Origin of the sequence: Keratinibaculum paraultunense (assembly GCF_016767175.1) — a bacterium.
In the GTDB taxonomy this organism is placed as follows: domain Bacteria; phylum Bacillota; class Clostridia; order Tissierellales; family Tepidimicrobiaceae; genus Keratinibaculum; species Keratinibaculum paraultunense.
Window position 1 is genome coordinate 1,732,259 of record NZ_CP068564.1, and the last position, 12,963, is coordinate 1,745,221.

At 32.3% G+C, this 12,963-nt stretch carries 8 protein-coding genes and 1 CRISPR repeat array (1 of these 9 running past the window's edge); of the genes, 5 read left to right on the forward strand and 3 right to left on the reverse strand.

The features are described from left to right. The first annotated feature begins 1 nt into the window (after window position 1). From JL105_RS08525 to JL105_RS08545, 5 genes are all read left to right on the forward strand, one after another. Window positions 2–307 (forward strand): PTS sugar transporter subunit IIB, encoded by a 306-nt coding sequence (locus tag JL105_RS08525; protein ID WP_132027427.1) that lies wholly within the window; start codon window positions 2–4, stop codon window positions 305–307. 16 nt (window positions 308–323) lie between these two features. Then, the gene (locus JL105_RS08530; RefSeq protein WP_132027429.1) at window positions 324–1,628 is read left to right on the forward strand and encodes a PTS sugar transporter subunit IIC; all 1,305 of its coding nucleotides are present in this window, start codon (window positions 324–326) and stop codon (window positions 1,626–1,628) included. 24 nt (window positions 1,629–1,652) lie between these two features. Then, on the forward strand, window positions 1,653–1,973 hold the full coding sequence (locus JL105_RS08535) for a PTS lactose/cellobiose transporter subunit IIA (RefSeq protein WP_132027431.1): 321 nt from the start codon (window positions 1,653–1,655) through the stop codon (window positions 1,971–1,973). 377 nt (window positions 1,974–2,350) lie between these two features. Continuing rightward, complete coding sequence (locus JL105_RS08540; RefSeq protein WP_132027433.1) at window positions 2,351–3,205, forward strand: VOC family protein; 855 nt, start codon at window positions 2,351–2,353, stop codon at window positions 3,203–3,205. A gap of 283 nt (window positions 3,206–3,488) precedes the next feature. Next, window positions 3,489–3,830, forward strand: a complete 342-nt coding sequence (locus JL105_RS08545) for a helix-turn-helix domain-containing protein (protein ID WP_132027435.1) — start codon at window positions 3,489–3,491, stop codon at window positions 3,828–3,830. Here the strand turns inward: JL105_RS08545 and JL105_RS11625 are convergent. From JL105_RS11625 to JL105_RS08555, 3 genes are all read right to left on the reverse strand, one after another. Beyond that, on the reverse strand, window positions 3,798–5,441 hold the full coding sequence (locus tag JL105_RS11625; RefSeq protein WP_237722266.1) for a DsrE/DsrF/DrsH-like family protein: 1,644 nt from the start codon (window positions 5,439–5,441) through the stop codon (window positions 3,798–3,800). The genes JL105_RS08545 and JL105_RS11625 overlap by 33 nt on opposite strands. Next, window positions 5,410–6,276 (reverse strand): NAD(P)/FAD-dependent oxidoreductase, encoded by an 867-nt coding sequence (locus JL105_RS11475; RefSeq protein ID WP_237722267.1) that lies wholly within the window; start codon window positions 6,274–6,276, stop codon window positions 5,410–5,412. The genes JL105_RS11625 and JL105_RS11475 overlap by 32 nt, the downstream gene beginning before the upstream one ends. Window positions 6,277–6,537: 261 nt before the next feature. Continuing rightward, the gene (locus tag JL105_RS08555; RefSeq protein ID WP_202690487.1) at window positions 6,538–6,795 is read right to left on the reverse strand and encodes a hypothetical protein; all 258 of its coding nucleotides are present in this window, start codon (window positions 6,793–6,795) and stop codon (window positions 6,538–6,540) included. Between the two features lie 161 nt (window positions 6,796–6,956). Next, window positions 6,957–12,963: direct repeats of the CRISPR family, unit length 30 nt; unit sequence GTTTCAATTCCTTATAGGTAGACTATAAAC (it continues 2,513 nt past the right edge of the window).

Sequence of the window (12,963 nt, forward strand, 5' to 3'; positions counted from 1 at the left end):
AATGAAAGCTATAATACTTTGTAGCTGGGGTGCTACATCTAGCAGTTTAGCTAAAAATGTGAATGATGCTGCTAAGAAAAGAAATATAGATTTAGAGGTAGATGCTGGAAGCACAATAGATTTTAAGAAAAAAGCTAGTGAATATGATGTTGCTTTATTGGAACCTCAAGTAAGACATTTAAAAAATGAAATTGAAGAAATAGGCAAAAAACATAATGTAAAAGTAGACATAATTGATATGCAAGCTTTTGCTACTTTTGATGGTGAAAAAGTACTTGATCAGATATTAAGTCTAATAGATAAATAATTTGGAGGTGGATAGAATGAAAAATAATTCTTTGATGGATTGGATGGAAAATAAGCTTATGCCTGTATTGGCTAAAATTGCACAAAATGTCTATTTACAATCTATAAGAGATGCATTTGCTATATTTGCTTTACCAGTGATAGTAACTGGAGCTCTTTTCTTGATTGTAGCTAATCCCCCTGTTTCAATAGAATGGGGATTTATACAAGCGTGGGCTAGAGCTATAGAACCTATACAAGGACAAATACTAATACCATTTCAGCTAACCTTTGGATTAATGTCCCTTATGGTAGCCTTTGGTACTGCATATAGTTTAGCATCTAGATGGGACTTGGACGATACCATTGCAGGAATTATATCCATGTTATCCTTTTTAATAGTTAGTTTCCCAGCAACAGATATTACTCAAGTTCCCTTTGGTGATGTATTGGATTATTTAGGTGGGCAAGGGCTATTTGTTGCCATAATAGTGGGAATTGTAACTGCTTGGATTATGAGATTGTTTACTCAAAAAGGATTAGTACTTGAGATGCCTGCAGGAGTTCCCCCATATGTAACTAGGACATTTAGATCTTTAGTACCTTTTTTCGTAACTACAATATTATTCTGGGCTATAGAATGGATAGTATGGTCTAACTTTAATGTTACACTACCTCAATTGGTATTGGATTTATTTAAACCATTAGTTGCTGTATCTGATAGCTATCCTGCTGCATTAGCTCAAATTGTGTTGATGATGCTTCTATGGTCTGTGGGAATTCACGGTATGAATGTAGTATCATCAGTTGCTTATCCTTTTTGGATGACTCAATTAGCAGCTAATGCTAAAGCAGCAGTTGCAGGAGAAGCACTACCAGGTATAGTTACAGAACCTTTCTTCCATATGTTTGTCCACATAGGAGGGTCTGGAATTACTTGGCCTTTGGTTATAATGTTTTTGATGTCTAAATCTCAGCAATTGAAAAATATAGGTAAAACCTCATTAATTCCAGCAGTATTTAATATTAATGAACCAGTAATATTTGGTGCACCATTGGTATTAAATCCAATAATGTTTATACCATTTATATTAGCACCAGCTGTAACCACTACCATAACATATATTGCATTTGCAACAAATTTTGTACCTAGAACTATAATACAACCTCCCTTTACAGTTCCAGTATTTTTAGGAGGTATAATATCTACAGGCAGCTGGAGAGGTGCATTACTACAATTAATCAACTTAATAGTGGCTGCAATAATATACTATCCATTCTTTAAAACCTATGAAAAACAATTGGTTAAAAATGAAATGGAAGCATTAAAGGACAATAAATAATTTGACTGTATTGGAGGTAAAAATATGACTGAACAAACTTTAGAACTGGAAAAGATTGTATTCAACCTAGTCCTTCATGCTGGCAATGCAAGGGCTAAAGCCTATGAAGCATTAGATGCAGCTGAAGAAGGAAATTTTGAAGAAGCAGAAAAATTATTAGATGAAGCAGATGAAGAATTTGTCGAAGGTCATAAGTATCAAAATATGCTAATTCAAGGAAAGGTAAGTGAACAACCAAACTTTTTGGTAATTCACTCTCAAGATCATCTAATGACAGCCATGGCAGAAAAAAATCTAATAAAAAGATTTATTAAACTATATAAAAGATTAGAGGATAAAAAATAAAATAAACTTACAAAAGCCAGGTTATTGATATTAATAGCCTGGCTTTGTGAATCATAAAATCTCTTTCATTTTATCCCCATACTCTTATGCTGTTTATGATACTTTAAAAGTAGGCCACCATAATAATTGAAAATCAAGCCACCTTAAAATATAATTCCCCTTCTTCTTTTTCTGATACTATATATTTGACCCAATGATTTATCCTCCTTTGTATTTGTGGTTATTTACATTGTATAGGATATTTCATTGGGTTTCATTTTTTGATTTTCTTTCACTTCATTTTACAACTTGCCACTTTCCCTCTTGTTTTAGAGGTTGACCTAATATACTTTGGGTATTATATAGATAAATAATCTATATTTGGAGGTGGTAAGGATATGTCTAGGTTTCACAAAAGTCCTAATATATACGTTAATCAAATAGCCTTAAAGGTAAATAATTTAGATGCTTCTATTGAATTTTATGAAAAAATAATTGGATTTAGGACTATTGATAGAATTAAAAAAAAAGCTACATTATCTGTTGACGGAATAACTCCTATAATAATCTTAGAACAACCAGAGAATATAAAACCAAAACAGTTAAGAAGAACAGGTTTGTATCACTTTGCAATATTGTTACCTAGTCGGAAGGATTTGGGTGTGTTTTTAAATCATATAAAAGATGTAGGCTATCCTCTTATGGGTGCTTCCCATCATGGGGTAAGTGAAGCAATCTATCTTCAAGATATTGATGATAATGGCATTGAAGTATATGCTGATACCCCTATTAATAAATGGAAATGGGAAAATGACACATTAGAAATGTATACTATAAGACTGGATTTAGATAGCCTTATGGAGGAAGGAAAAGGTGAAAAATGGCAAGGTATACCTAAAAATACTATTATAGGTCATATACATCTTCATGTATCCAATTTGGAAGAATCGGAAAAATTCTATATAGATGGATTAGGATTTCAAGTAGTTACAAGAATACCTGGACAAGCTACTTTCATCTCTACAGGTGGATATCATCATCATATAGCCTTTAATATTTGGAATGGAAAAGGTATACCATCTCCTGATGAAAACAGCGTAGGTATGAAATACTTTGAAATAAAATTCCCTAATGAAGATTCTAGAGATAAAACCATAGATAATTTAAAAAATTTAGGTTATGAAATAAAAAATGAATATAAAACTATTGTCACATTAGACCCTTCTAACAATAAAATACATTTAGTTTTATAAATATTTAAAATGAGAATCTTTCAGATGGACTTATTTTTATCAATTCCACTTCAGTTACCTCTAATTTCCTTATTGCCTGTTTTAACATTCCCAATGACGAGTGATATGCTCCCCTTAAGATAGACAGATTAAAAAATAAAAATCTGATACCTTAGGGGGAGTATTATTATGTCTAAAGAGAAACAGCATACAGCAGAAGAAAAACTAAAAATTTTAATGACACTTACTGCTATGCAAAGTTGCCAATATTGCTCGTTCTTCATATTACAAATGACTAAATAGAGTGAAAACAGAGAGAAAAAAAGAGAATGAAATTCTAATAAAAGAAATAATGGATTTATATGAAGAAGTAAACGGAATCTACGGCTATAGAAAAATAACTATGAATCTTAATCATAGATTGAATAAAAACTATAATCATAAAAGAATATATCGTTTAATGAAACTAGCAGGACTAAAATCTGTAATTCGTAAGAAGAAGAAAAGATATATAAAATCAACCCCACAATTTGTTTCAGAAAACATATTAAATCAAGAATTTTGGGACAAAGGGTCAGACCCTTTGTCCCAAATTGACCCTTTGTCCCATCCATTATATAAACAAACTCATATTAGATTCATCTGATGCATCTAACATTGTTGCTACTCCACCAATTTCTACTCCATCTAATAGTTCTTCTGCTGCTACCCCCATTACATCCATTGACATTTGACATGCTACCATTCTAACGCCAGATTTCATAGCTTCATCTATTAATTCTTCTAAAGATTGAATGTTCTTATCTTTCATTACTTTTCTAATTAATTTTGGTCCAATCCCAGCCATGTTCATCTTGGATAAGCCTAATTTTTTACTATTTTTAGCCATCATTTTGCTAAACATTTTAGCCATAAAATCTTTCTTAGTTTTAACATGGGTTTCTTTTTTAATTATATTTAATCCCCAAAAGGTGAAAAACATAGTTACTTCTTTACCCATAGCTCTAGCTCCATTGGCAATTATAAAGGAAGCAATTGCTTTATCTAAATCACCGCTAAATATTATTAAATTTTTGCCATCTTTTATTGGAGCCATCTCTTCCATTGATTCTTTCTTAAATTTATTACCTTTTTCAATAATGGCTACATACTTATCATCTATTTTTTCTGCACTTATCAATGTATTCCCAGTATTTTTACACCAGGATTTTATATCATTCATAAATCCAGGATCTGTAGATATAACTTCAAGCCTATCTCCTTCATTTAATGTTTTCAATTTTTCACTAACTTTAATTATAGGTCCAGGACAGGAAAGTCCACATGCATTTAGTTTATATACTTCACCAGTTCTTTTATGTTGTATTTTAGAAACCCCAGAATCATTAAACTCTATAATATCATCTGAACTAGATATAATTTCATCATGCTTAAAATGAAACTTCTTATACATATTGAATCCTCCTGCTAAATTTTTAACTTTAAATCCATGTTGCATGAGAATTCTTGCAGCAATATATCCCCTTAATCCAACAGCACAATATGTTATATATAGTTTTTCTTTATCTAATTCATCAAGTCTATCCCTTAGTTTTTCCAATGGTATATTTATGCTTCCTTCAATAGATCCAATTTGAAGTTCTTCTTCAGACAATACCCCTAATATAACTGTATTTTCTCTGTCCAATTCCTCTAGCTCTCTACAAAGTACTACATCTATCAAACCTTCTAATTGATTTTCAGCTACAAATCCTATCATATTTACTGGATCCTTTGCTGAAGAATAAGGTGGGGCATATGCTAATTCTAATTCTGTTAAATCATATACTGTTCCATTAAGTCTTATAACTGATGCTATTACATCAATCCTTTTGTCTACTCCTTTATATCCGACTATCTGAGAACCTAGTATTCTACCTTCTAAATCATATATTAATTTTATAGTCATTGGCATTGCCCCTGGATAATATCCAACACTAGAATTAACTTGAATAATAGAAATCAAATAATCTTTTTTATATTTCTTTTCCAATCTATTCAAAGTTTTTTCATTTACTCCAGTATTAGCTACAGTTAAATCAAAAACTTTAGCAATGCTCGTCCCCTGAGTCCCCTTATATTCTTTAACTTTCCCTGCAATATTATTGGCTACTATTCTACCTTGTTTATTGGCTGGTCCTGCCAAAGGCACCATGGTTTTTTCTCCAGTTATATAATCTACTACTTCAATTACATCTCCTATGGCATATATATTCATCAGAGGTTTTGAGGGTTTTATCTACTATTATTCCACCTTTTTCGTTTACATCCAAACCTGCATCTCTAGCTAATTCCCCATTAGGTCTAACGCCAATGGATAATATGACCAAATCCCCCTCAATTTCAGTACCTGACTGCAAAGTAACTTTAGTTCTTCCATCCTTATCATCATACTGAAAACTTTTTACACCATCTTTTAAATGTAACTCTACTCCTTTAGTTACTAAATGTTCATGGACTATTTGAGCCATTTCATAATCCAAAGGTGCCATCACTTGATCTAGCATTTCCACTAGGGTAACTTTAAGCCCTAAATTATGAAGATTCTCTGCCATTTCAAGTCCAATAAAACCTCCACCTACTACAATGGCCTTTTTAGGTTGCTTTTCATCTACATAGTTTTTGATCTTATCTGCATCGGGTATATTCCAAACACTAAATATATTAGGTGCATCTATCCCCGGTATAGGTGGTTTTAAAGGTGTTGAACCTGTAGATAGAATTAAATAATCATAAGTTTCTTCATAGGATTTATTAGTATTTAAATCTTTAACTACTACCTTTTTTTCGTCTCTTAATATCTTTATAACTTCTGATTCTGTCCTTATATCTACATTAAATTTCTTCATAATTTCCTCTGCTGTCTCAACTAATAAAGCTTCCCTATCCTCGATTATATTGCCTACATAATAAGGTAAACCACAATTGGCAAAGGATACGTATTTACCTCTTTCAAACAATATAATCTCTCCATGTTCATCAAGCCTTATAAGCCTTGCTAAAGCAGTTGCACCACCAGCAACTCCACCAACAATCACAATTTTCTTTCCCATTTTTTTCAACTCCCTATCTATTTTTACCGGTACCCTGTATCCGTATGCCTTTATGGTATAATATAATTAATTTTTTGTCAATACTAATAGTTTAAAAAACTAGACAATATTAAATAAAATATTAAGGGAGTTTAATATATAATTGGCAAAAATAAATTTCTCTCTTACACCTCTCCATGTGAAAATTGCAAATTGCTATTATGCCTGTTAAACCTAAAAAACACTTCATAGGTAATATTACCTATGAAGTGTTTTTAAATATCATTTCGCCCCTTTGATTACCCTTATTTCAACATCTTGTTTTTCAACTTTATTTTCTATTTTATCAACCTTTTCTTCAAGTGTAATCAACTTTTCATAAGTTAGTTTGTATCCATCATATAATGCCTTATGGTTTACATCCATTTTATTTTCAAGTCTAACTATGTCCTGTTTTACCTCTTTAAACCCTTCTTGCATTTCTCCGTACATCTTTGTCATAAATTCAAATAATTGTTCATTGGATATGCCCTCACCCAATCCAATCACCTCTATATATAAACTACATTTATTATACCATTAATTTAATCCTATATTCAATATAGAAATTATCTGCAAAAATGCAAAAAGATCCATCCCTGGTGCGTGGGACAAAGGGTCTGACCCTTTGTCCCACGAGGTCCATGCTAGTGAGGTGAGTTGTTTCAATTCCTTATAGGTAGACTATAATCCCTGTGCCTTGTATCATTCCATATTCAAGCCCAAATGCGTTTCAATTCCTTATAGGTAGACTATAATCTTGCTAAAACCCTTGACAATGTACGCATGTAAGTGTAGTTTCAATTCCTTATAGGTAGACTATAATCCTGATAAGACAGAAAATAGAGGAAGAAAACAAAGAAAAAGTTTCAATTCCTTATAGGTAGACTATAAATGTAACCAAAGCTTTATTTGATAGCTTTACAAAGAGACGTTTCAATTCCTTATAGGTAGACTATAAACTTCCCTTGTAGCGTTATCTTTAGGTCTAGTACCATCTGGTTTCAATTCCTTATAGGTAGACTATAAACGACCTTGTGGTGTTACAAATACTTGCACATCTTTATGTTTCAATTCCTTATAGGTAGACTATAAACTTTGGAAGTGGAGAGTAGAGGCTTATAAAGCAGAGATGTTTCAATTCCTTATAGGTAGACTATAAACCAAAGCAAATGTGTAGCGACTGGGGTATACCTATAGGGTTTCAATTCCTTATAGGTAGACTATAAACAAAATTAAAGAAGCTGGATTAGAAGTACCAGCTGACTGTTTCAATTCCTTATAGGTAGACTATAAACGAGAAAAAGAACAGATGCAGATATAGAATCTGCATTTAGGTTTCAATTCCTTATAGGTAGACTATAAACCGCACCTAAACCTTGTGTATTCGTTATCTCTTTGCAGGTTTCAATTCCTTATAGGTAGACTATAAACTTTGGAAGTGGAGAGTAGAGGCTTATAAAGCAGAGATGTTTCAATTCCTTATAGGTAGACTATAAACTCAATGAAAGAAATTGTTAATCGTAGTAAAGCTGAAAGTTTCAATTCCTTATAGGTAGACTATAAACTGCTATATAGAAGTCTATAGCACCACTTGTACTTATAGTTTCAATTCCTTATAGGTAGACTATAAACCTAAAAATCTTTTTTCTTCATCTCTTCTTTTTGGAGAGTTTCAATTCCTTATAGGTAGACTATAAACTATATATCATCAAGAGATTGCTAGAAGAAAGCATGAAGTTTCAATTCCTTATAGGTAGACTATAAACTTATGTTCATGAGAGAATTCCAATCAAATGTAGAAAATTGTTTCAATTCCTTATAGGTAGACTATAAACTTAGGCTTTGGGTTAGCAGCAAATTGGTCCAAAAAGAGTTTCAATTCCTTATAGGTAGACTATAAACAGAATATCTTGAATTTGTAGCATCAAAGCCCATTGAAGTTTCAATTCCTTATAGGTAGACTATAAACGTACCACAACTGAATTCAATTGCAACACCTTTACTTGTTTCAATTCCTTATAGGTAGACTATAAACTCAACCTTGATATAGTGATAGCTCCAGGGGTAAAAGTCCGTTTCAATTCCTTATAGGTAGACTATAAACTGAAATTATGGAGGAAAGCACACAAGAGAAAGAAAGGTAGTTTCAATTCCTTATAGGTAGACTATAAACGCTACTAGAGAGCAAGTTGTTGTTATGATAAAAAGAGCGTTTCAATTCCTTATAGGTAGACTATAAACACGTGTATTTGAGTTTGTAGGGGTTTTTATGTATGTGGGTTTCAATTCCTTATAGGTAGACTATAAACTCCCACGAAATTGAGTTTCTTATAGGTTTCTTAGCTAGTTTCAATTCCTTATAGGTAGACTATAAACCTGAAGCTTTCCTCATCCTCTATCTCGGATCCGTTCCGTTTCAATTCCTTATAGGTAGACTATAAACGAGGGATCGAACCCCCGACCAACTGATTCGAAGTCAGCGTTTCAATTCCTTATAGGTAGACTATAAACAGATATTAAATGTAATGTGATCCAAACTGATAGAGGGTTTCAATTCCTTATAGGTAGACTATAAACTATGCTTCTCTACACTTCTTCCATTCTTTAGAGTTAGTTTCAATTCCTTATAGGTAGACTATAAACACCCTAAAAGTTGTCGTGGAAGCGAGTGCCCATTTTAGTTTCAATTCCTTATAGGTAGACTATAAACCCCTACTGTCATTTGACAGTCAACCATATTTATTACTGTTTCAATTCCTTATAGGTAGACTATAAACTTCTTAGCAATATCCTTTGTTGCTGTCTTGTCCAAGTTTCAATTCCTTATAGGTAGACTATAAACTGGGCTAGCAACATTCAAAAATGCTGCAAAGGTGAACGTTTCAATTCCTTATAGGTAGACTATAAACGTGAGAGGACTTTTTATAGATGGAGAAGGGAAATTAGTTTCAATTCCTTATAGGTAGACTATAAACGAAGACTACAATCCAATCTTGGAGTATTGGAATTGGAGTTTCAATTCCTTATAGGTAGACTATAAACAATATATCTCTTAGGAAAATGGCTGAGTTGCTAGGGTAGTTTCAATTCCTTATAGGTAGACTATAAACGCATCTGGTTTAATTCCTGAATATGTTCTACGTTTGTTTCAATTCCTTATAGGTAGACTATAAACCTTATTCTTTCATACTTAGTACAGCTACCAACTTTCCGTTTCAATTCCTTATAGGTAGACTATAAACCAACAAACTATTTTGTTGGATTTGGAAAATGAAAGAGGTTTCAATTCCTTATAGGTAGACTATAAACTGGTGTTCCAATATGCTGTGAACTGCTGTTCCAAATAGGTTTCAATTCCTTATAGGTAGACTATAAACCCGGGTCTTTTATCTTTAGATTTAGGAATATGGTCTTGTTTCAATTCCTTATAGGTAGACTATAAACCTTGGTTTACCCAGGACCTACTAGACTTAGGAGGGTTAGTTTCAATTCCTTATAGGTAGACTATAAACAAATAGCTCGCAGATCTTGGAGCTTGAAGCTAGAAGTTTCAATTCCTTATAGGTAGACTATAAACTGGAACCAAGGACAAATGAAAGGGAATAGTCCAGCTCAGTTTCAATTCCTTATAGGTAGACTATAAACAAAGAAAATGGAGATATAGCAATAGCAAAGGCAATAGCGTTTCAATTCCTTATAGGTAGACTATAAACACAGGGAGCCTGCTAATTGAAGCAGGCATCCCTATCAAGTTTCAATTCCTTATAGGTAGACTATAAACAGTGAGTATGGTTGTTATCTTATAAAGAAGTTTATAAGGTTTCAATTCCTTATAGGTAGACTATAAACACTAAGCATTTGCGAGGGAAGGAAAATAGGATAGAGAGTTTCAATTCCTTATAGGTAGACTATAAACAATCAGAAATGGTGGGCTAAATTACAAAGGGATAGTAGTTTCAATTCCTTATAGGTAGACTATAAACTTTGATGCAAGGACAGGAAAACTACAAGAGCGAGTAGTTTCAATTCCTTATAGGTAGACTATAAACCCTTTAAAAACCAACTTATTTGTTTGGATTACTGTTTTGTTTCAATTCCTTATAGGTAGACTATAAACGAAGGTACAAAAGGACCTTATTTAGTATATACCAGGATGTTTCAATTCCTTATAGGTAGACTATAAACCTAATTAAAATTAATTGGGATGGAAGTATAAATGCTTGTTTCAATTCCTTATAGGTAGACTATAAACTGAAATACTAAAGTCTACTATTTCGTCTACATCGTCAAGTTTCAATTCCTTATAGGTAGACTATAAACGGGAGAGGTAAAAACTTGCAATTCCTAGGAATATTCTGGTTTCAATTCCTTATAGGTAGACTATAAACTTTGCCCTATCTGTTCATTTTCCACATTATTTATATCACGTTTCAATTCCTTATAGGTAGACTATAAACGCTTTCTTCTTTTCTTGCTAGTAGACTTAGGTATTGGTTTCAATTCCTTATAGGTAGACTATAAACTATAAAAATATAAAAGGAGGTTTTATAATGAAAAAATGTTTCAATTCCTTATAGGTAGACTATAAACTTCAATAGGTCGCTTTCCTTTCGTTGGTATATATCCTTGTTTCAATTCCTTATAGGTAGACTATAAACAGGAGTGAGTTAAATGTTGAAAGAATTAAATAATTACTGTTTCAATTCCTTATAGGTAGACTATAAACTATATAATAGTAACAAGAAGGTTATAAGGAGAGTGGATAGTTTCAATTCCTTATAGGTAGACTATAAACCACCCATTTGGGTGCTATAATATTTTAGCATTTGTCTGTTTCAATTCCTTATAGGTAGACTATAAACGGGTATGGCAGATTCAACTATAAAAACATACGAGATCCATCGTTTCAATTCCTTATAGGTAGACTATAAACAAATAAATTTCATAGTCAAACAGAAGAAACGGCTATAAAGTTTCAATTCCTTATAGGTAGACTATAAACGGTGTCTAGTATGGGAGAGACGAACAAAAGGGTACACCAGTTTCAATTCCTTATAGGTAGACTATAAACTTTTTTTAAAATAATGTACATTATTATCCTACTTATACGTTTCAATTCCTTATAGGTAGACTATAAACATGTGCTTCCTTCATGATTTCCTTCATATTGATATTTTTGTTTCAATTCCTTATAGGTAGACTATAAACTTATGGTTTTATGGTAGAGGTAGACTTTACAAAAGTTTCAATTCCTTATAGGTAGACTATAAACAATCTGAAATAGGTTTAGACATTAAATATTCTTCATCGTTTCAATTCCTTATAGGTAGACTATAAACCTCCCTTTACTCCTTCCACCACCAGCGGACGGGTAAAAGTTTCAATTCCTTATAGGTAGACTATAAACCAGCCATAATATTCTTAAAATAATCAAAATTGATTAATGTTTCAATTCCTTATAGGTAGACTATAAACATATTATTAAAAAACTAGAAAAAAAGGGTTATGCTGGTTTCAATTCCTTATAGGTAGACTATAAACGGGAAAGAATCCATAGGATTAAATTTAGACTTTATATTGTTTCAATTCCTTATAGGTAGACTATAAACTAATTAACTATCCATACTCTAGTATTACTGATTAGATGTTTCAATTCCTTATAGGTAGACTATAAACGATTGATTGAGGAGAGAACAAAAGATTATAGATAGTTGTTTCAATTCCTTATAGGTAGACTATAAACTTTTATTACCTGCTGTAGCAGGTTGAGCGTTAGGGAGGGTTTCAATTCCTTATAGGTAGACTATAAACCTAAAATATAGCGATGGGCGTTGGGGATATCAATACTAGTTTCAATTCCTTATAGGTAGACTATAAACTAGTATCAATGTTCCTCCAAACTTCTTCAGGAAGGTGTTTCAATTCCTTATAGGTAGACTATAAACCAAGGGTATGTAATACCATAGTTAAAAATACATACCCTGTTTCAATTCCTTATAGGTAGACTATAAACACTGATTATTCAGTATGTAAAATTCTAAAGGAATATGAGTTTCAATTCCTTATAGGTAGACTATAAACCATTCCGCAGAAGTAGGAACAACAAAGGCGGGAAAGCCGTTTCAATTCCTTATAGGTAGACTATAAACTTAGCAATGGGGGCTTTATCTCCTTGCCTATATTTTTAGTTTCAATTCCTTATAGGTAGACTATAAACGAGTGTTGTAAATGTTAAGTATTCAAAAAATAGAAGCGTTTCAATTCCTTATAGGTAGACTATAAACCTTATACTAACTGACTTCGTTCATTGATATAGGTAGGTTTCAATTCCTTATAGGTAGACTATAAACTTCTATAGATATGGACCTTCTTTTCCCAAATTCGTCTAGTTTCAATTCCTTATAGGTAGACTATAAACGTCTTTGTATAGCGAACAACAACCGCTTGAGTGACCAGTTTCAATTCCTTATAGGTAGACTATAAACAAAGGACAGGAAGAATGGCTTGAATGTACGCATGAGTGTTTCAATTCCTTATAGGTAGACTATAAACACAAACACATATTCTGTATCCGTTTCTAATTTGACCCCGTTTCAATTCCTTATAGGTAGACTATAAACTAGATTTTCTAGTTTCCTCATCTATTACCGTTCCTGTGTTTCAATT

Coding starts and splice junctions, on each gene's coding strand:
- JL105_RS08525 (WP_132027427.1), top strand. CDS start 2: ATGAAAGCTATAATACTTTGTAGCTGGGGTGCTACATCTAGCAGTTTA.
- JL105_RS08530 (WP_132027429.1), top strand. CDS start 324: ATGAAAAATAATTCTTTGATGGATTGGATGGAAAATAAGCTTATGCCT.
- JL105_RS08535 (WP_132027431.1), top strand. CDS start 1,653: ATGACTGAACAAACTTTAGAACTGGAAAAGATTGTATTCAACCTAGTC.
- JL105_RS08540 (WP_132027433.1), top strand. CDS start 2,351: ATGTCTAGGTTTCACAAAAGTCCTAATATATACGTTAATCAAATAGCC.
- JL105_RS11625 (WP_237722266.1), bottom strand. CDS start 5,441: ATGAATATATATGCCATAGGAGATGTAATTGAAGTAGTAGATTATATA.
- JL105_RS11475 (WP_237722267.1), bottom strand. CDS start 6,276: ATGGGAAAGAAAATTGTGATTGTTGGTGGAGTTGCTGGTGGTGCAACT.